A 23201-nucleotide genomic window follows, 5' to 3' on the forward strand; every position below is an offset into this window, starting at 1 on the left:
CAAGTCCATATACTTTATCAATAGAAAATCCTCAAAAATGTCGAGACATCAAATTGATTATAGGTTAAAATAAGTTTACTTCATGAAGTAAAGTACATAGAAATCAGAGGAGCTATGGATAAATTCTTATTTATAAATGTAATGATTACATTTATAGAAACGCGTATTAAAAGAAAAATTGACTATGATGAATTAGTCTATGAGACTGGTTTTTCTTTACCGTATATTCGTGAATTATTCCAATGCCAGATGAACAAATCTCTTTATCGCTATATTCTGGAAAGAAAAATTGCCAATGCTGCTTTTGAATGCCGCTATACAGACAGAAGTCTGCTTAGCATCGGAATGAGCTATGGTTTTAACAATGCAGACGCTTTTACCAGAGCATTTAAAAGAATTGTAGGGACGACACCATCTGAATTGCGAAAAATGGATATTACTATTAGAAGAACGAAGCTCTGCGCGGGAGTTTATGGTATTGAACTTTTTATTTTGAACGATAAAACTATGAAAGGTAAGGGGAAAAATGAAGAGTAGTCAATGTAATCAAGATCAAGCAATTCTATTAGGGGTACCTAGAGTACAATATTGTCCCGAGGGGCTGACACCATTTCCGTCCTGTTTGTATGCATGTGCTAACTATATGGGTATTAATGTGACCTACGATTATACTATGGCAGCCAGTGGTGCGGCCTTCCGTTTAACCTGGGATGAGACCAGTTGGAATATGGGCAATGTAGATGCTATATGTACTTATGATGAGCCAGAGCGGGTTTTTAGACAAGGAGTTGAAGCTCTTGGTTGTAAATATAAATTACTGGGCAGAAAGAAGGACACCCAAAAATCAGAATTTATTACATTCATTAAAGAACAGATAGATAAAGGAAACCCTGTTATCGCATTGGGGATTATTGGCCCACCGGAGGCGTGTATCATTGCAGGCTATCGCGATGGCGGGGAAACTCTGTTAGGATGGAACTTTTTTCAGGACAATCCGGAGTTTAATTCGGGCATTACCTTTGACGAATCCGGGTATTTTATTACTGAACGCTGGTGGGAAAATCCCGACACACTTGCTGTTATGTCTCTTGAACCGGCAAATGGCAAAATATTTGATGCAAAAACAATTATAAACAACGCCCTTGAGGTGATGGTAGGACGAAAAATGGGTAATTATGCAAAAGGTTTGTTAGCCTACGAAGCATGGGCAAAGGCTGTCAGCAATGACAGTGATTTTTCAGAAGGACTGATTTTGCCTCTTTTAGCAGAAAGGATGTTTACTCATGGTGATGCTATTGATTGTATTTCAGACGGAAGGTATAATGCTGCGGTTTTCATAAAAAAAGCAGCAGTACAGTACCCTGAACACCAATCACTTCTTGAACAGACTGCAAAACATTTTATGACTGTATCAGAACTTCAAAAAGAGCTTTTTGAAGTTACCGGAGGCTGGGAACGTGGCGAGAGTCAGATGCGGCAATTTGCTAAAACGGATGTGAGAAAAAAGACGGTACAGCTCATTCGCATAGCAGAAGAAAATGACAAAAAAGCATTTGACATCTTAAAGCAGTTAGCAGCAGTATTATAGCCTGAATTGCTGCATTTGTTAAAAATCAAAAAGACATTACAGTAGTAGATAGAACAGAGTATGTTTAAAAAATACATACCCTGTTCTTTTTTTTGTACAAATTATCAAGCATGTTCAAGCTAGACTTAGTGCCAAGAAAACAGTGATGAAATTTGCTGCAATAATATAACATATTATCAATAATAATACTATATATTGTAAAATAATAAGAAAACAAGTTAGTTTACTACTAATAACAAATATGGTAAAATTATACAAAGTAGTCTCAAAAATACAAAATACCAAGTAATTCACTTAGACATAGCATATTGTGAGTGTAACTATATAAAATTTGTACAAGCTAAAAATACTGTATTCAAATAAAAAAATTAACTGCATAAGGGGGGCTAATTTCGTGGATGAAAATCAAAAAACAAAATCTATAAAATTTGATATGGCTTATAATTTTGATAAAAAATTAATTGAGGACATATCCAAGTTTGGTATTGTATCAGGAGTCTATGCAAAGATGAAGCACGACGATGTAGGCGGCGGAAGAGCTTCATTGATTTTACCTGAAGTGTCATGGCAGAAGATTGAAGAACATGTACAGTTATGTCACAAGAATAACATTAAATTTAATTATTTACTCAATGCTCTATGCCTTGGAAACAAAGAGTTTGTTAAGGAACACCATAAAAAAATCCTTGAATTGCTGGATAGAGTGGTTAATGCCAAGGTGGATTCTGTAACCGTTGCAAACCCATACATATGCCAAATGATAAAAAAGCAATATCCACATTTAGAAGTTTCCATTAGCGTTAATTTAAGAATAAGAAGTTTGCAGCAAATAAGATACTGGGAAGGCTTTGGTGCAGATGAAATAACTTTAGATCAGCTTGTTAACAGAGATTTCAATTTATTAAGAGAAATCCTGAAATATACGAAACAAACCGGAACCAGAATACGGCTTTTTGCAAACAACCTCTGTCTTCATGATTGCCCTTTAAGAACACATCATGGGCTTTCAAATTCACATGCTTCGCAGACCGGAGAATATACAACGGAATCGCATATATTATATGAATATTACTTGTGTACTCTTCTCAAAATGACAAGTCCTGCAAAGCTTATATCGGCAACATGGATTAGGCCGGATGATGTCCATTACTATGAAGAGCTGATGAATGAGGTGGGTAATCCAAACTTGTCTTTAAAGCTTGTGGAGCGTGGTTCCACTTCCGAGTATTTGCTTAAAACAGTAAAAGCTTATAGTGAACGACGTTTTGACGGTAATTTAATGGATATTATATATGCAATTCAGAAAAGGTTTTTATTGGATAATAAAAAGGAAGCGGCAGACGATAGTAATGTATTTGCTGAGAGAATTTCCAAAGGTGAATACAATCCTGAAAGTTTAAGGAAGTTAGATAATTTATTTAATCTTGACTGGTTTCACATTGACAACAGAAAATTGGATGGATTCTTAGACAAATTCAAATCAAAATCATGTGGTAATAAGATATGCGATGATGAGGGCTGGAGACAAAGCAGCAGCTTAGACATAAACTCAGAACAAACATGCTCCTATTGTAGGGCTTGGGCTGAAAAAGCAATAACTGTTGATGAAGACAAAAGGCGCCAGTACATTGAAGGTATTCGTGAATTTCTTGATGATTTAAATTCAAGCAAAGTATTTAATCTAAACAAGGCTTAAATATAAAATATACTCTATAAATGGAGGACATTATGGCTTCTAAAGAATTATCTATGATTTTAGACAGGTTGAAACGTGAAAGAGATATATTAGCTGACAGACTTAAATCACAAGAAGAAACAAAAGGCTCGGATTCTGCTTTTAAGTTTCAGAAAACGTGGGGAAAGCTTCAATTGAATATTGAATTCCCGAAAATTCTTTTTAATGAATTACAGGATACAGATGTATTTAAAGATATAGAAGTAAGAAAAATTGATGTTGAAGGACTTGACTGTGAGTGGATAACCGCTTCTGACAGTGATCCTGACATTCGTCTTCTTTATCTCCATGGAGGAGCATTTATGTTTGGAGATTTGGACACACACAGACATTTGTGTGCCCAACTTGCCAAGGTTTCCGGCTGCTCTATTTTATCTGTTGACTATAGACTTGCACCTGAAAATCCATTTCCTGCCGCATTGGAGGATTGTATAAAAGCGTATATGTGGATGCAGAAAAACAGCTATTTAGGAGTTAGTGATGCAAGGAGAGTATTTATTGCCGGAGATTCAGCAGGTGGTACCTTGACATTAACAATGTTATTAAAGCTGAAACAGCTTAACATAACACTTCCTAATGCTGCAATGACTTTGTCTGCCAGTGCGGACGAAACACGTTCTAATAATTCGTGGGTCAGTCGTGAAAATACCGATTTTATGCTAGGTAGTTTTGCTCCTGCACTTAGGAAGGGAGCAGGAAAGGAATCAGCGTATCTTCATGGGCACGACCCCAAGGACCCGCTTGTTTCTCCTTTGTTTGGAAAGCTGGAGGGTTTGCCTCCTTTACTTATGCAAGTAAGCGATGCCGAATGCTTGAGAGACGATTCTGAAGAATTTGCAAAAAAGGCAACAAAAGCAGGAGTAGATGTTACATTGGAAATATGGCCTGAAATGGTTCATGTATGGCAAGCATTTGCACCTATATTACCTGAAGCAGTCGAAGCAATTAATAACTTGGGAGCATTTATTAGGAAACATAGTGTTGTAGATATATAGGGGGTAGCATGGGAGTAAAAAAAATACTGTCTGCACTAAAGCAGATGAAAGTTATATTGTGGGTAGAAAACAACAAGGTAAATTATCTGTGTAAGGATACTTTATATACAGATGACCTGAAAAAACTTCTATCAGAAAACGAAAAGGAAATTATCGATTTTTATTATAAGCATCGTGTAAAAAGGAAAAACAACGAAGATTTCAAAGGCGAAATCATTGGGAATGCTAAGCTAATTCAGCTTCCATTTGATTATTATCGGCCGCCTAAGCAAAAAAGCGAGTACGCTTTAAAAACATTCAAATTTTTTGACAGAAAAAGCTTATCTCAAAATTTCAATGGTCAAGAGTTCAATGATGAACTTATTCTTATTGCAGTTACTCAAATTCTTTTATATAGGTATACCGGTGATAGCGAAATATCAACTGGTTGCTTATTCTCAGATACCGATGAAGAAAAGATTTTTTCAAACATATCTTTTTTGCATTGCAAAATGTCTTATGAGCTCAGTTTTAAACAATTACTAAATATTCTTTCAGAGGAAATTGCGTCTTTAAAAAGCGAGGGCAATAACTCTATTAATTATAATCCTTTATATCAGGTTGCCTTTAGCTTTAATGACTTTAAAGATGAACCATTTAATAGGCTTGAAACAAATTATTTTAATTCTGATTCTGAGTTACCCCTTGCGGATTTACATATATCTTTTTCAAAGACAAGTGAAGGAATAAAGGGTTATATCTGGTACAACTCTTCTTTGTTTAAGCCGGATACTATAGACAGGATGTGTTGTCACTTTAGTGAACTGTTACAGGGCGCTTTGAAATCACCGGATAGTAAAATATCTGTACTCCCGATACTCTCTGAGGCAGAAAAGCAGGTTATTAATACAGTCTGGGAGGATAGTAATGTTGTATATGAAAAATTGTTGCCTCAGATATTTGAGGAACAAGTAGAAAAAACACCGGATAATATAGCAGTCATATATAAAAAGGAAAAACTTACATATAAGGATTTAAATGCAAAAATTAATATGCTTGCAAACAAATTGATTGAACTTGGGGTTGGACCTGAGGTTCCGGTAGCTGTATTAATTGAGCGTTCGTCCTTTGCGGTTATATGTTTGATGGCAATATTGAAAGCAGGTGGAGTATATGTACCTATTGACCAGTCGTATCCTGTGGGCCATCAGAAGTATATACTGGAACAGGCAGAAATAGACGTTATTATAAGTCAGAAGGACTTAATAAGCAAACTGCCTGTTGAAAATCGCAAGGTTATTTGTATTGATGACCGTTGGGATGAAATTGAGAAGATGAGCAGTTTAAATCCAGAAAAAAGGGCAAATACAGATAATTCAGCAGTTATATTATACACCTCGGGGTCAACGGGTAAACCAAAGGGAGTAGTGCATGGTCAGGGAATGTTAATATACTATTTGTCCTGGTGGTGGGATAATTTTCCTTTTGATAAGGAAGAGATTCTTTGTCAAAGAACAAATATTAATCACATACCGTCACTTCAAGAGCTTTTGGTGGGACTGTTAAAGGGTATACCTACGGTTATATTACCCGACGAAATTGTAAGAGATCCCTTTAAGCTAATGGATGAACTGGCAAAAAGTAATGTTACTCGTATAAGGATAGTTCCTTCGCTTCTTAAAATGATACTTGACTCCGGAATTAATATAGGAGCAAGTGTGCCAAAGCTTAAACTTTGGTATAGTCTGGGAGAGCCTTTGAGCTTTGATTTATATACAAGATTTCGTAATTCTGCTCCAAATGCTATTATTTTAAACGAGTTTGCAACTACTGAAACCAATGGAGTACTGTATTTTGATTCAAGGGATCATAGTGATGAAATGAAAAGTGTACCTATTGGTAAAATCTTTGCCGATTCTGGAGTATTTATTCTGGATAAAAATAAAGAAATCGTTCCAATTGGTGTTGCCGGAGAAATCCATGTGTGCGGTATTTGCGTTGCAAAGGGTTATCTAAACCTTCCTGAAATAACGGCAGAGAGATTTATACAGAACCCGTTTTGCTCTAATACTGCTTCAAAACTGTATAATACCGGCGATTATGCCAAGTACCTTGCAAATGGCTCCATAGAATATATTGGTCGAAGAGATAATCAGGTCAAAATAAGAGGGGTCAGAATAGAATTAACTCAAATAGAAGTTGAGTTATCAAAGCACCCCGGAATAAAAGAAAATGCAGTTTGTATTATTGACAATAAATCAGGCGGTAAAAAGCTTGCTTCCTTTATTGTGCTTGAAGACGGCGTTGAGTTATCGGAAGCTGAATTGAAGGAGTATTGTGAAAGAGAATTGCCGGAATACATGGTACCTTCATATATAGTAAAAATAAGCAAATTACCTCAGACACCGAATGCAAAGCTTGACCGTACTGCACTGCCGGCATTGCTGAAAGAGGTACAAAAGTACTCCGCTGGCAAAAATAGCAGTAAAGAAAATAATCAGAAGAAAATTGAGAATTCAATATCAGTTATAAAAAATAAAACAGCAGAAATATTAGAAATAAATGCTGATTTAATAGATATAAATAAGAGCTTTAAGGATTTGGGAGTTGACTCTGTTTCGGCGGTAAATCTGGTAAGACTCATAAACAAAGAGTTTAACTGTAAAATGGCAGTAACTTCCTTGTACAATTATCCAAGTATTGCTGAATTTGCAGAGAGTGCTATCCAATTTATTAGCAGGGATGCTTATGAGGAAAAAAATAAAAATAAGAACAAACAAAATTGCAGTAACGAATTGGATAATGGCAGCATTGCAGTTATAGGAATGTCGGGGTGCTTTCCGAAAGCTGATAATGTCATGCAGTTTTGGGAAAATCTTATTGCAAACAGAGTATCAATAAGTGAAATACCAAGTGACAGATGGGAAATTGATAAATATTATGACAAGGACCCAAGGAAAGAGAACAAAACCATTAGCAAAGTGGCCGGTTTTATAAACAACATAGACCAATTTGACAATACCTTTTTTAATATTTCCAGAAGAGAAGCGGAACTTATGGACCCACAGCAAAGGTTATCGCTTATGGAGTGCTGGAAAGCCTTTGAGGATGCAGGATATTCTGCACAAGCTATTTCGGGGTCAAAAACGGGGGTCTTTATAGGTGTATGGAACAGTGACTATTCTCAAAGGCTGGATAGAGCCGGTATAAATCCTGATGCATATACTATGATGGGAAATGATTCATCGATTCTTGCAGCCCGTATTTCATACTTTTTAAACTTAAAGGGACCCAATATTCCAATAAATACTGCATGTTCATCTTCTTTGGTTGCAGTACATGAAGCTTGTCAGAGCATATTGGCAGGTGAATGCAGTATGGCTGTAGCCGGTGGCGCTACGGTTATTACTACGCAAAATTGTTTTATTACAACCTCCAAATCAGGTATGCTAACTCCCGAAGGAGGATGTAAGACCTTTGACAATAAAGCTGATGGTATTGCTCTTGGAGAAACTGTAGCCTTTGTGGTACTAAAATCACTTAAAGAAGCAGTTAAAGACGGTGACAATATCTATGGAATAGTAAGGGCGTCAGGAATAAATCAGGATGGAAAAACAAATGGGATTACTGCACCCAGTGCTATTTCACAGTCTGAATTAGAGCTTGAGGTATACAAAAAAGCTGATATAAATCCTGAAACCATAACCTGTGTGGAGGCTCACGGAACAGGAACCAAATTAGGTGATCCTATCGAGGTTGAAGCACTTACAAATGCCTTCAGAAAATATACCAATGCGTCACAATTCTGTGCAATCGGTTCTGTTAAACCTAATATCGGGCATACAACTGCGTCTGCCGGAATTGCAAGTATGATAAAGATGCTGTTGGCACTTAAACACCGTAAAATACCGGCAACTCTAAACTTTGATACACATAATAACTATATTGACTTTATTAATAGTCCTTTTTATGTAAATAATACTTTGCAGGATTGGGAGACATCAAATGCTTTACCAAGAAGAGCAGCGGTAAGTTCCTTTGGCTATAGCGGAACAAATGCACATCTGGTATTGGAGGAATATATAGCAGAAAATGAGATTGAGACGGAAGGCAAGGTCTTGCCGTATTATCTTATACCAATTTCTGCCAAAACAAAGAATTCTCTAAAGGGCATGATTTCTGCTTTGTCAGAATATCTGAGGACTAATGAACTTGAAGGCTTCTTGCAGGAATTGGCATATACTCTGCAGGTTGGAAGGACACATTTTAATACAAGATGTTGCTTTGTAGTAAAAAACATTGAGGACTTAAAAAACAAACTAACGTCAGCTTTGGAGGGTAACTTAGCAGAAGGCCATGTAGCTATTGAGTTATCAGAGAATATAAGTAATGTAGAGTCTTACAATGAATTATTGGAATTGGCTCAAGCATATGTCAATGGAAGTGATATTACATGGGAAAATTTATATGATACTAAAAAGGCTGTGAGGAAGCTTTCCTTACCCACTTACTGCTTTGATAAGGAAAGCTTCTGGGTGGATGAAGTAAAAATATCAGAGAATAAGGAAGCAAGATTACATCCCTTGATACAATGCAATACCTCCACAATATATGAACAGAAATTCAGTACATATTTAACAATGACTGACCGCTATGTTTCAGGACATATTGTAAATGACGAAAACATTCTCCCGGGAGCAGCAATAATTGAAATGATAAGAGCCGCCGGAGAATTGGCTGGACAGAGAACTGTTGAATACATTAGCAATATTTCATTTATGGCTCCGGTAGTTATTAATGAAAAAGGTAAAAATCTGGATGTGGGGTTGTTACTAGAAAATGATAAATGGACGGTGAAATTGACAGCAGCTAATGAATACAATATTAATAACAGGATTTTATATTCAAAAGCTGAAGTTAATTTTAAGTCTGAAAACTATGTCAAAAACCTTGCCAAGCTGGATATTGGGACAATTATTGACAGATGCGGAGAAGTTATTGAAAAAGATGAAGTATATGCCATATATACGAATTGTGGTTTAAATTATGGCGAGGATTTCCGCTTAGTTGAAAAGATATATATGAATAGTCATGAGTGTATTTCAAAGATTTACATGCAAGATTTTGCCGAGGAGGATAATTCAAAGGTTGCTTTAAATCCTTTATTAATTGATAGCGTGATACACAGTGCCGTGGCTATGCTTTTGCCCAAGGACGGTACAAAATCACCTCCATTTATTCCATATTTACTCAACGAAATAAAGATATTTGGTAAATTGGAAAAGGAGATTTTTGCATATTGCAAATTAATTAATAATGACAGCTCTCTTCAAAAAACATTGGATATTCTCATTGCAGACAATGCAGGAAATGTCTTGGTTGAAATGAGCGGATTAGTTTTGCATAAATTAAATGCGATTAAGCATGAAGAACCACCGGTACGCAGCTTGTGTATTGACAAAAAAATCTGGTGTAAGGCTGAATTGAATATATCCGGTAAAACACAGGAAGTTGAAAATGTATTAGTATTTGATACAGATAATGAACTGGCTTTAATGCTGGGACAACAGTATAAAACTATATTGGTTATGCCGGGGGAAAATTTTCTTCAGCTTGATGAGAGGACTTTCAAAATATGTGCAGGCAAAAAAGATGATTTTGACAGACTCATTGATATTTTGGCTAATCAGAGTAATTTACCTCACCAAATCATATATACATGGTCAAAAGCAGAAGAAAATGACATTTATGATGATTCAAATATATCAAAGGTATTAAGCCTTGGAATATATTCATTGACCTTCCTTACACAGGCTCTTCTGTCTCAAAAGATAGAAGGAATTGTGAAACTTTTATATATCTATCAAGAAGGTACAAGCTTCACTGCTCCATTTGATTCGGCAATAAGCGGCTTTGTTAAAACCTTATATAAGGAAAATCCAAACTATATTTTTAAATGTATAGGTTTAGATGAAATTAAGGCTTCTCAAAACCTTGTCAGATTAGCAATAAATGAATTTAATAATGAGAGCATAGATGATTTTGAAATAAGGTATAAAATTTCAGAAAATGAGAGAAAAGTTAAAGCACTCCAAACCGTCGAAGTGACTAAAAACGGTATACTTCCAATAAAAAAAGAAGGTATATATTTAATTACAGGAGGTCTTGGGGGAGTTGGCATGATATTTGCAGAGTATTTTGCAAAAGAATATAATGCAACTCTTATACTGACAGGAAGGTCTCCACTAGATGAAAAAACAAGCTTAAAACTGGAAAAGCTAAAATTAAGCTCAAATAAAATAATATATATACAAAGCGATATTTCTGATAAGGCTCAGGTGGTGGAGCTTAATGAAAGCATAATGGGAAAATATGGTAGTGTTAATGGCGTTATCCATGCAGCAGGCCAGCTAAAGGATTCATTTATTATAAAAAAGAATAGTAAAGAAATTGCTGAGGTGCTGTCCTCTAAAATCTTCGGAACACTTAATCTGCATAAAACCTTTAACAGCAGTAATATGGATTTCTTTGTTTTATTTTCATCTGTTTCTGCCGAAGAGGGCTTGATTGGACAGGCGGATTACGCTTATGCTAACAGTTTTATGGACAATTTTGCTCAAAGCTGTAGTAATGTCATATCAATAAATTGGGGCCTTTGGAACAATGGCGGTATGAAAATGGGAGGCCATAATGCTTCTCAAATGAGCAGTAAAAATGGTATGTTGGAGATTTCTGCAGATGAAGGTATTACTATGTTCAGCAGTGCTTTAACGATGAAGGAAGCATCTATTGTGGCAACTGTAAAGGATTTAAACTACACTAAAAAATACGGTAACACAACTCAAGACTTGATTAAAAAGACCAAATCCGACAGTAGTGATAACCAATTGAGTACCGGCAGCGATAAAGTTCAGGAGTTGGCTTGGAATTATTTTGCAAATCTAATATCAGAAGAAACAAAAATGCCTTTAAAGGAAATCAGTCTGAAGGAACCCTTCAGAACATTTGGAATAGACTCTATAATGTCTCTAAATATGGTAGAAAAGCTGGAAAAAAGCTTTGGCCTGCTTTCAAAGACATTATTCTATGAGAATCAAACAATTGAAGAATTAATCGCTTACTTTATAAAGAATTATAGTGACAAGCTTACAGAGCTGCTCATGAAAAACAATAATGTGACGGACACGAAAATAGAAGACTTTAATTCTGTATCACAAATTACAGGGCGCTTTGAAACAAAGGAAGTAAAGGAAGTGCAAAAAGTACAGGAAGTACAGGATATTGCAATAATTGGAGTAAGTGGCCGTTATCCAATGGCAGAAAGTCTTGAGGAGTTATGGGAAAACCTGAAGGCAGGCAAGGATTGTATTATTGAAATTCCATCGAACAGATGGGATGGTGAAAAAAATTATGACCCTGATAAAAATAAAAGGGGTACAGTTTACTCAAAATGGGGGGGCTTTGTAAAGGATGTAGATAAGTTTGATCCTCTGTTTTTCAAAATCTCGCCCAGAGATGCTGAAAAGATGGACCCTCAGCAAAGACTTTTTTTGCAAACAGCATGGCATACCGTGGAGGATGCAGGATATACAAAAGGTGAATTGGAAAAGAACAAGGTAGGAGTATTTGCAGGTGTTATGTGGGGGCAGTACCATTTCTTTGGTGTTGAGGAGTCATTAAAAGGGAATAATGTATCATTAAATACTCTTTTTGCGGCTATTGCAAATCGTGTTTCATATGCGCTGAATTTGAATGGCCCCAGTATTTCACTTGACACAATGTGTTCATCATCATCAACTGCAATACATCTGGCATGTGAAAGTCTGAAAAGAAATGAATGTGATTTAGCTATCGCCGGAGGTGTCAACTTATCTTTGCATCCCGATAAGTACCAGTTCCTAAGTCAGGAGAAGTTTTCATCAAGCGATGGTAAATGTCGTAGCTTCGGTGAGGGCGGAGATGGTTATGTACCGGGAGAGGGTGTTGGCTGTGTATTGCTAAAGCCTCTGGACAAGGCCATTGCAGATAGGGATAACATCTATGCTGTAATCAAGGGAACAGCTATAAATCATGGAGGTATGACCAGTGGCTTTACTGTACCGAACCCAAAGGCACAGGAAAAGGTAATTCTGGATGCTTATGAAAAAGCCGGAGTTAATCCTGAAACCATAAGTTATATTGAGGCTCATGGAACCGGTACACAATTAGGTGATCCTATAGAAATTACCGGCTTATCAAATGCCTTCAACTATAGAACACAATTAAAACAATTCTGTCCTATTGGTTCAATTAAATCAAATATTGGACATTTAGAGTCAGCAGCCGGAGTTGCCGGAATTACAAAAATTCTTTTGCAGATGAAATATAAGGAGCTTGTTCCATCGCTTCATTCAGAGCTTGTTAACCCCTATATTAATTTTGAAAACTCACCATTTTACATCCAAAGGGGCTTAACTCCTTGGAAAAAGCCTGAGGGTGACTATCCTCGCAGAGCAGGTATAAGTTCATTTGGAGCAGGTGGAGCAAATGCTCATATAATACTTGAGGAATATGAAAAACCAGTTGAGGCTTATGATGTACCAAAAGGTCAAATGCTATTTACTTTATCAGCTATTAATAAAGAAAGACTTAAAACTTATGGGTTGACAATTTTGAATTTCATCTGGAGAAAATCCGAGGGAAATACCGATAAGATATATTTGCAGGATTTGGAATACACACTGCATATCGGGCGGGAGCAAATGGAGGAAAGGCTGGCATTTGTTTTCTCAAATGAAGAAGAATTATTAAGAAAGCTTGCTAATTATTGCTCTGATGATTTGCAGGCAGAAAAGCTGTTTTTAGGAAATAAAAATTCCAACCAGCTATTATTTGAGGGCGCATTAGGACATGAGCTGGCAAGTAATATTGTCAAAAGCAGAGAATTAGATAAGATTGCAGCATTATGGGTGTCGGGTATAGATATAGACTGGGTTGAATTTCATAAAGATGACAAATGCAATCGAATTTCTATTCCGGGGTATCCTTTTTTGAAAGAAAGCTACTGGGTGCCTGCTGCAAGTGATAATGATGCAAATTCTGATAAACTGCAAGAGGCAGTAAAACTGCATCCCTTGTTGGATGCCAATATTTCAGATTTTTACGAGCAAAAATTCAGTACTAAATTTACAGGGAAAGAGTATATATTTGAGCAGCATATTATTAATGGAAACAAATATTTGCCTGGTGCAGCTTTTATTGAGATAGCTTGTATAGCTATGAAGCTGGCAGGAGGTAAGCCAATAAAGCAATTAAAGGATATTACTTGGATAAAGCCAATCATAGCAGGTACAGAGCCTGTAGAAGTATTTACGGCTCTATATCCTGAAAGTCAGCCTGAGTTTGAATTTTATACACAACAGGAAAAAGGCAGAGTTACCCATGCAAAAGGGAAAGCGGTTTATGCTGATACAGATTCTGAACGGGTTTCAGAGAAAATTGATATGGGAGCTTTAAAAAGCCGATTTAAGACTGCAATATCAGGGGATGATTACTATTCAGTTTTAAACAAGCATAGTATGAACTATGGTGCAGAGTTTAAAAGCATAAAAGAACTTTGGTACTCAGAGGGAGAAGCTTTAGCATATATTGAGCTTCCGCAAATCCATGATATGACATTCAAAGACTATATATTGCATCCTGTGCTTATTGATGGAGTGCTTCAGGCGGCAGCGGCAGGAATTGTCAAAAAAGCTGATGATGTATTACTTATTCCCTATGCTGTTGAGCAGATAGACATATGTAATCCTTTAAAGGAGTCATGCTATGCCTTTGTAGAAGCTTGTGACAATTCTTTATTGGATGATTCGGAGAAGTTTGACATAAAGGTTTTAGATGAATCAGGAGAATTATTAATCAATATAAAAGGCCTATCTTTGAAAAAAGTTGAAAGCAGCTTAAATAGGGATTTAGAAAAAACTTTGTACTTTACATCAAGATGGGAGCAGACGGATTTACCTGAATCTGTTTCAGCAGATAAGGTGGAAGATAATATTCTTATTGTTGATACTGACGACAGCTTATACAATTCCTTCAAAAACAGCAAAGAGGGACAAAAGAGCAGAGTATTTTTTATGCAGCTTGGCACAGCTCTTAAAACTGAACAAGGGGATTTGTATGAAGTTGATGCCTTAAATAAGGAAAGCTTTAGAGAAGCTATTGGCATAATAAAAAAGAAGGGAATCACACTTCAAAAGGTTATATACAACAGATTAAGCCAAAAGAGAATTGGGTTGTCCGTTTCAGATAACCAACCACTTGAAAAAATAACGCCGACTTTACTAAAAAACAGGATAAACCCGGTATTTTATTTAACCTATGGATTAATAAAAAATGAGATAAGTAGTATTAGAGTGCTATTCTTATCCAATCAAGAAGACCCTTTGAGCTCAGCTATTGATGGTTTTTCTAAGTCAATGCGGCTGGAGCAGCCGGGCTATAGCTTTAAAAGTTTAAGGATATCCGGAGCAGCTAATACATCTGAATTAATAGACAAGGAAATGAATTGCTCTGATTTTACAGAAATAATGTATTTTAAGGGTAGTCGATTTGCCAGACAGGTACGTTTAAGCAACTTAAGTGACGCAGGTTTTAATTTACAAAACAAAGGAGTTTATCTGATTACCGGAGGAGCAGGTGGATTGGGTCTTGTTTTTGCAGAATATCTTGTAAATAAGGCTGAGGTAAAAGTTATTTTAACTGGAAGATCTGAGCTGGATGAAACAAAAAGGTCAAAGATAAATGATTTGAAAAATAAATATAAATCTGAAATCCACTATATACCAACGGATATATCAAATAAAGAAGAAGTAAAGCTTCTTATTTCCAAGATAAGGACGGAATATGGAGAAATAAATGGTTTACTTCATAGTGCGGGTGCTATAAGGGATTCTTTTGTAATCAATAAAAGAGAAAGTGATATAGAGCAGGTTATCAATCCCAAAATACTGGGGACAGTCTATCTTGATGAGGAGTTAAAAAATGTAAAGCTTGACTTTTTTATATTATTTTCATCAATTACTTCTGTTATGGGTAATATGGGACAAACTGATTATGCATTTGCTAACAGATTTATGGATTACTATGCCCAACACAGGGAGGATTTAAGGCAAAAATCTGAGAGATACGGTAAGACTATTTCAATTAACTGGCCACTTTGGGATGGCGTTGGAATGGATGTGAATGATAAAGCACGGGAAAATTTAAAGCAAAATCTGGGCTTGATGCCAATATCTGTGGAAGATGCCCTTAGAGCTTTTGAAGCATGTTTTTCAGCGGGAGAAAGTCAGGTGATTGTGGCTAATGGTGTAGAGGAAAGAATGAAATCTGCCCTAAGGGCTTCAGAATCAGATGATTATATCCCATATATAGAAAATAATTACAATGAGAGTTCTGAAGTCTCTACTGAAAATAAAGAGGCTGTAAAGAAGAAGCTTGTAATGTTTTTAAGAGATATGCTTGCGGATGAACTTAAAATACCTTCCGGCAGAATTAATTCTAACGATACCTTTGATAAGTATGGTATGGACTCAATAGCTGTAATGAATATGAATGAAATTCTGGAAAAGCATATAAAGAACCTTCCAAAGTCATTATATTATGAATACGTTTCAATAGATGAACTTTCAAAATATTTTATGACAGAACATTTTGAGTGGGCAAATAATCAGTTCGGCTCAAAAGAAAAGCCTGTAAAAATAATAAATGAAACTGCAATAAACAATAATACCATTACAGTTAAAGCAGACAAACCACGTTTCATAAAAGAACAGACGAACATGACAGAGGATATAGCAATAATAGGTTTAAGCGGTAAGTACCCTTATGCTGAGGATATGGAGGATTTCTGGAAGGTTATAAAAGAAGGAAGGGATTGTATTAGTGAAATTCCCAAAGAAAGATGGAGCATCCATGAGTATTACTCAGATAATAAAGGAGCTGAAGGTAAGAGCTACAGCAAATGGGGAGGCTTTCTGCGTGATGTAGATAAATTTGATTCTCTGTTCTTTAATATTTCTCCTCATGAGGCACAATTAATGGACCCTCAGGAAAGAATTTTCCTTGAAACTGCATGGCACACTTTTGAAGACGCAAATTATCGGATTAGTGATTTATCTGATAAAAAGGTTGGAGTTTTTGTTGGAGCAATGTGGGGACTTTATCAGTTATATGGTGCTCAGGAGCTTTTGAAGGGAAACCATGTGTATCCTAATTCTACTTTTGCTTCAATTGCAAACCGTGTATCATACTGCTTCAATCTGAACGGGCCAAGTCTTGCACTTGATACAATGTGTTCCTCCTCCATTACAGCCATTCATCTGGCGTGTGAAAGTATACGCAGAGGGGAATGTGAGTTTGCATTGGCAGGTGGTGTTAATGTATCTATCCATCCATATAAATATTTACTGTTAAGTGATAGCTCATTTATTTCTACAGACGGGAAATGCAGAGCCTTTGGTAAAGGCGGAGATGGCTATGTACCCGGAGAAGGAGTTGGAGCAGTACTACTTAAACCATTTACGAAAGCTGTAGAGGACGGGGATAATATTTATGGAGTGATTAAAGCCACATCTATAAATCACAACGGTAAAACAGCCGGGTACACAGTTCCTAACCCAAATGCACAGTCAAAATTAATAACAGAATCCATAAAAAAAGCCGGAATAGAGCCTGAAACCATAAGCTATATAGAAGCTCACGGGCCGGGAACCTCTCTGGGAGACCCTATTGAAATAGCAGGCTTGCTTAGTTCAGTTGCTAAAGACATAAAAACTGACTGGACATGTCCTGTTGGTTCAGTGAAATCGAATATTGGGCATTTGGAGGCTGCGGCAGGTATTGCAGGTGTGACAAAGGTATTGATGCAAATGAAAAATAAGCATCTGGTTCCGTCCCTTCATTCTCAAGAGTTGAATCCGAATATTAATTTTGAAGGAATACCGTTTTATATTCAACAAAAGTATGAGTATTGGAAGAAACCGGTTTTAGCTATTAACGGAGAAAAAAAGGAGTATCCCAGAAGAGCATTTGTAAGCTCCTTTGGAGCAGGCGGCTCTAATGCACATATTATTATTGAGGAATATGAAAATCATATGAAAAATGAAAAAACAGTAAGTGCGGATTCGCCCCATATTATTAAACTTTCTGCAAGAAATTCAGAACGACTAATGATTTACGCAAATAATCTTAAAAATCACATTATGAGGCAATATGCTGATGACACTGATAACATGCGCAATGAACCACAGGAGCTTAAAGACATTGCGTACTCCCTGAATGTGGGGCGGGATGAAATGGAAGAAAGGCTGGCTCTGGTTGTTTCAAGTAAGAAAGAGCTTATTGAAAAGCTTGAACAGTACTGTACAGGGATAGCAAATATAACAGATTTTTATAGTGGCAATACAAAATCAGATGCTAATAAATATGGATTCCTTTTAGAAATGGATGAAGGAACTGAATTGATTAGAAAACTCATGGAAAACAGAAATCTGAGTATGCTTGGACAACTTTGGGTCACAGGGGTGCAGGTCAAATGGGATATGTTATACTCCGCCAAAAGCCACAAACGCATAGCTTTGCCCGGATATCCATTTGAGAGAGAAAGGCATTGGATAGAAATTGCCCCTTCTATAAAAAGTAGCTCCATCAATTTAGTTGAAATGGAGCAAAATGAACAAAATGAAAGCAAAGAGGATTTAAAGAAAACGGTTTTGAAAAAAATCGCTTCTCTGCTAAAGCTTGAGGAGAAGGATATATCTAATGACACTGAAATAAGTACCATAGGATTTAGCTCAATAATTATACTGAGAATGCTCAATCAGATTAACGAACAATATGGAGTCAAAATAACTCCTGTTGACTTAAAGCTATCTCCTTTTACTACTATCGGTGAAATAATAGGCATAATTTCCGCTAGTATTAATCAAAAGGTTTCTCTACCCATAAACCACGGCAAGGATGAATTAAAGGAAGACTATGATTTAAGCTTCAATGAGGAGGATATGTTTCCTGAAATTATTGATATGTCTTCATCACTAAAGACTGAAAATATATTTTTGACAGGTGCTACCGGCGTTCTTGGCGGAAGACTTATGAAGGATATATTAGAAGCAACTCAAAGCAATGTATACTGCCTTGTCAGGGCAAAGGATATAAATCAGGCAACGAAACGATTAAAAGAATTACTCAAGGCATATGATCCTCTGCTAAAGCTTGAGGATGCTTTTGAAAAGCGTGTTATACCCGTACTTGGAGATATTGTATCAGACAAGCTGGGGATGACGGATGAGGATTATATTGAACTGGCAGAAAAGACAGATATGGTAATTCACTGTGCAGCAAAGCTTAGTTTGATTGGTCTGTATGAAGAGGTTAAGGATGTAAATGTTAAGGGTACTCAGAATTGCATAGAATTTGCACTTAAAACAGAGCAGAAATATTTTACATTTATATCAACACATGGAATTATGGGAGACAGATGGCTTGAGCCCTGTGAGCCTCTTACAGAAAAAGCTTTGGTTTTGGGACAGGGTTTTGAAAATATGGGTTACCAGAAATCTAAATTTGACGCAGAGATTAAGGTGCGTCTGGCAGGCAAGAAGGGACTGAAATGGAATATAATACGTGCCGGAAACATTATGGGTGACAGTGTGACCGGAACATATCCCTTCGATGTTACTAATGTTGTGGGCGTCTATTATGACCTGTTTAGGACAGCTATTGAGTTAAAGTATGCACCTAATTCCAGGCTGTACCTTGATGTTACTCCCGTTGACTATTTGAGTGGTGGGATTATATACCTATGTACGTCAAGAAAAACTGTATTTGAGACTTACCATGTGACAAATCCCCACTATACATTATGGCCTGAAGTCTATGGGCTAGTCAGGGATTATGGTTATGATATTTCCATAATTGACAATGATGAATACTTGGAAATTATAAAAAATCAAAGTGAGACATCTGAAGGAAACACTTCGGTTATTGTTGAGCTTACAAGGTTTAATCCCATGTTCAGAAAATCTATTATTGGAAGCTCATATGCAGATAACTCGTATACCACGGATATTCTGAAAAGTGCAGGTATTGTTTGCTGCAAGACAGATAGTGATTTGATTAAGACCTACATAGACTACTGCATAAAAATCGGTTACTTTAAAGCACCCATGGAGAAAAAAATAGAAATTTTATAACTATGCTATGGCTAATATTTTTACAAACTAAAATAACTGTAAAGGAGAAATGATTATGAAATACAAAATTAAGTTAATCGCACCAAGTGCAAACAGATTTTTTGAAAGAGGGAGCAGTAAATTCCATATTTCACCATTAGCATTGGCGGTATTGGCTTCCAGAATTCCTGAGGATTTTGAGATTACGATTATTGATGAAGCATCTGAGGAATTTACCCTGAGTGACAATGATGATGCAGATATTGTTGGGATATCCGCATTTACCGCTAATGTAAAAAGAGGATATGAAATTGCTGAGTTTTATCGTAACCGCAATGTTGCTGTATTCATGGGAGGACACCATGTTTCGGCATTGCCTGAGGAGGCACTGAAATATTGTGATGCTGTTATCATAGGTGAGGGTGATATTATCCTGCAGAAAGTACTGGATGATTTCAAGGAAGGAAAAATGAAAGGCATATATAAAGCCGAAGAGCGTTATGATTTAACAGAGATGCCTTTTTCACGACTTGATCTTCTTCCAGAAAAAGTTAATTACCTTTTTAAGCCTACCATTCATCTTACAAGGGGATGTCCTCACTCATGTGATTTTTGCTGTGTACCACCGTTTTACGGAAGGAAACTGCGTAAGCGTCCTGCAGATGAGATTATTGCCGAACTCAAGCATATAAAAGAAAACTATACACAGGAATCTAATTGGGTGCATTTCAACGATGACAACTTTTTTGTTGATAAAGAATATGCAAAAGACGTTTTAAGAAAAATGATTCCTTTAGACTTAAAATTTCAGGCTTTTGCCGGGCTGGATATTGCAGAGGATGATGAGCTTCTTGATTTGGCAAAACAGGCAGGCGCACTGGGCTTTTATGTTGGCTTTGATGCTCTTCATTCAGAGGATCTTGAAGGAGCTACTAAAAGTGTAAACACAAAATACAATTATATTAAATGGGTAAAGAAGATACAGGAAGATCATGGTATACCTGTCATAGCAGGGGTAGTAGTAGGTTTTGATCATGAGACAAAAGACTCTTTTGAAAAGCTCTATGAATTTCTGGTGGAATCACATGTTGCATCCATGTCAATGAACATTTTATATCCTTATCCGGGTACTAAACTTTTTGACCGAATGAAAGAACAAAATAGAATTACCTCGTATGATTGGGATAACTATGTTATGGATGGAGTCAATTACATACCTGCCAGAATGACACAAGACGAACTACACGACGGATACGTGGAAATAGCAAGAAGATTTTCAGCAGACGAGGCAATAGAAGAAAGAGCCAGATATGCTGCCACCACCAAGATGGGTGAGTTAGGTGCAGAAACAATACGTCAGTGGGGTAAGGGTATAAAAAGACATTATCAAGAACTATTAATGGGTGATAGAGAACAGAAAATAAAGAGACCGAAAGTGTCTGTGGATGCTATTTAGTAGAGGCATGACTCTTTTTTATAAAACTTCAAGAAGGTGAGTAAATATGAATATTAGAACAGTTGCAATTATTGGTGCAGGTGTTATGGGCAGTGATACTGCCCTTGACATAGCCTGTTATGGTTATAATGTCATCTTGAAAGACTTGAACACAGAAATCCTTAAGGAAGCAGAAGAGCGAATAAAGCAGAGCTTTAGAATGATTAAGATGATGAAAAAGGAGCTTTGTGAACTCAAACAAGAAGATGTACTGCCTCATATAGTCTTTCAGACGGATTATAAAGGCTTTGAAAATGTTGATATTGTTATAGAAAACATAGTTGAGGTATGGGAAAGTAAAAAAGCAGAATACAAAAGATTGAAAGAAGTATGCAAGCCTGAAACCTTATTTGCAGTAAATACAAGCTGTATATCCATTACAAAAATCGGTTCGCTGTTACCTGACACAAGCAAGGTAATAGGTACACATTTTATGAATCCTGTTCCCATGAAAAAAATGGTTGAAGTTATTCGGGGATTCCATACTTCACAGGATACTGAGGATAGAATTACAGACTTTTTAAAGTCACTTGGCAAAAATCCTGTTGTGGTAAACGATTGTCCGGGCTTTGTATCAAACAGGCTTTCTCATCTTTTTATGAATGAGGCTGCATTTCTGGTACAGGATCAAGTTGCCTCGCCGTCCCAGATTGATATGATTTTTAAACAAGGTTTCGGCCATAAGATGGGGCCCCTTGAAACAGCGGATTTAATCGGCTTGGATACTGTAGTAAATTCTTTGAATATTTTGTATGAAAGCTTTCAAGATAACAAGTTTCGTTGCTGTCCATTGCTGAAAAAAATGGTCGATGCAGGGCTGTTGGGCAAAAAATCCGGTAAAGGCTTTTATGATTACAAATAAGTGGTTTATAGCTTATAAAGGGAGGAGCTATGCATAAAATTAAAGAAATAAAATGTGTAATATGGGATTTGGACAACACTATATGGGACGGAGTGCTTATTGAATCTGATGATATTAAGATTAAGCCTAATATTGAAGACATAATAAAAACTCTTGATTCAAGAGGAATCCTAAATTCTATAGCAAGCAGAAATAATTTTGATGATGCCATGGAAAAGCTCAAATTCTATGGATTAGACGAGTATTTTATATATCCTGAAATTAATTGGAATGCTAAGTCAAATTCCATATCAAATATACAGAAAAACTTAAATATAAGCATGGACTCAATGTTGTTTATTGATGATCAGCCCTTTGAACGGGAAGAAGTAAAAAGCATATATCCCGATATTAATTGCATGGACGCTTCCGAATATTCCGGTCTGCTTGAGCAAGGAAGTATGAATCCAAAGTTTATAACTGAGGATTCAAAAAGACGCAGGAAAATGTACATGGAGGATATTGTAAGAAAAGGCGATGAAGAGAACTATAAAGGGCCTAAGGAATCCTTCCTTGCTTCTCTTGAAATGGAGTTTATTATAAGTGAGGCAAAGGAAGAAGATTTAAAACGTGCAGAAGAACTTACTGTAAGAACAAACCAATTAAATGCTACGGGCAAGACTTATTCCTATGACGAGTTAAATGCATTCAGAGAATCCGATACTCATAAGCTGTTGGTGTGCGAGCTTACTGATAAATACGGCTCATACGGTAAAATAGGCCTTGCTTTGATAGAGATAAATGAAGACAACTGGCATTTAAGGCTATTGCTTATGTCCTGCAGAGTCATGTCAAGAGGTGTAGGAACCGTTTTGCTCTATTACATTATGCAGATGGCAAAAGCTGAGGGCAAAAGGCTTTTGGCAGATTTCAGACAAACAGACCGTAACAGGATGATGTATGTCAGCTACAGATTCGTTAATTTTAAAGAAATTTATAATGATAACCAAGGAAATATTATTTTTGAAAATGATCTTTCCAATATACCAAAGCAACCCAGATATCTGAAAGTGAAAATTATGTAAGGAGGATAACATACGAATATGGAATACAGAGAAAAGATAAGAAGTTTTATTGAAGGTAATCTTATAATTGATGACGAGCAGGCACAATTCTCAGATAACGATAACTTTTTTGCATTAGGTTTTGTTAATTCACTTTTTGCTATGAAGCTTGTTAATTTAATTGAGAATGAATTCAGCATACAAGTGGATAATGAAGATCTTGATATTTCAAACTTTAATTCGGTGGACAATATAGTAAGCTTTATTGCAAATAAAAAAGGATGATAGCGAGTGA

Annotated in this window: 9 protein-coding genes; all 9 read left to right on the top strand. The window is 36.4% G+C overall.

Annotation, left to right across the window (positions count from 1 at the left end; all coding sequences use genetic code 11):
- Positions 1 to 114 precede the first annotated feature (114 nt).
- The 9 genes from P0092_RS10855 (at position 115) to P0092_RS10895 (ending at position 23191) form a co-directional block, all read left to right on the top strand.
- Positions 115 to 537, top strand: coding sequence for a helix-turn-helix domain-containing protein (locus tag P0092_RS10855; protein WP_004619574.1), 423 nt, complete (start codon positions 115 to 117; stop codon positions 535 to 537).
- Positions 527 to 1588 carry a cysteine peptidase family C39 domain-containing protein gene (locus tag P0092_RS10860; RefSeq protein ID WP_004619573.1) on the top strand — a complete coding sequence of 354 codons (1062 nt, stop codon included), beginning with the start codon at positions 527 to 529 and terminating at the stop codon, positions 1586 to 1588. Before P0092_RS10855 ends, P0092_RS10860 begins: the two co-directional genes overlap by 11 nt.
- Before the next feature lie 394 nt (positions 1589 to 1982).
- The gene (locus P0092_RS10865) at positions 1983 to 3284 is read left to right on the top strand and encodes a U32 family peptidase (RefSeq protein WP_004619570.1); all 1302 of its coding nucleotides are present in this window, start codon (positions 1983 to 1985) and stop codon (positions 3282 to 3284) included.
- Between the two features lie 32 nt (positions 3285 to 3316).
- Positions 3317 to 4318 carry an alpha/beta hydrolase gene (locus P0092_RS10870; RefSeq protein WP_004619569.1) on the top strand — a complete coding sequence of 334 codons (1002 nt, stop codon included), beginning with the start codon at positions 3317 to 3319 and terminating at the stop codon, positions 4316 to 4318.
- Between the two features lie 8 nt (positions 4319 to 4326).
- Positions 4327 to 19527: a non-ribosomal peptide synthetase gene (locus P0092_RS10875; protein ID WP_004619566.1), complete on the top strand. Its 15201-nt coding sequence runs from the start codon at positions 4327 to 4329 to the stop codon at positions 19525 to 19527.
- A gap of 55 nt (positions 19528 to 19582) precedes the next feature.
- Positions 19583 to 20962, top strand: a complete 1380-nt coding sequence (locus P0092_RS10880) for a B12-binding domain-containing radical SAM protein (RefSeq protein ID WP_004619565.1) — start codon at positions 19583 to 19585, stop codon at positions 20960 to 20962.
- Between the two features lie 46 nt (positions 20963 to 21008).
- A complete protein-coding gene (locus P0092_RS10885) occupies positions 21009 to 21863 on the top strand; it encodes a 3-hydroxyacyl-CoA dehydrogenase family protein (RefSeq protein ID WP_004619563.1) in 855 nt (284 codons plus the stop codon).
- Positions 21864 to 21892: 29 nt separating this feature from the next.
- Complete coding sequence (locus tag P0092_RS10890) at positions 21893 to 22927, top strand: HAD-IIIC family phosphatase (protein WP_004619560.1); 1035 nt, start codon at positions 21893 to 21895, stop codon at positions 22925 to 22927.
- Between the two features lie 18 nt (positions 22928 to 22945).
- Positions 22946 to 23191, top strand: a complete 246-nt coding sequence (locus P0092_RS10895; RefSeq protein WP_004619559.1) for an acyl carrier protein — start codon at positions 22946 to 22948, stop codon at positions 23189 to 23191.
- Positions 23192 to 23201: the final 10 nt, after the last annotated feature.

This window comes from Ruminiclostridium papyrosolvens DSM 2782 (genome assembly GCF_029318685.1).
GTDB lineage: Bacteria > Bacillota > Clostridia > Acetivibrionales > DSM-1351 > Ruminiclostridium > Ruminiclostridium papyrosolvens.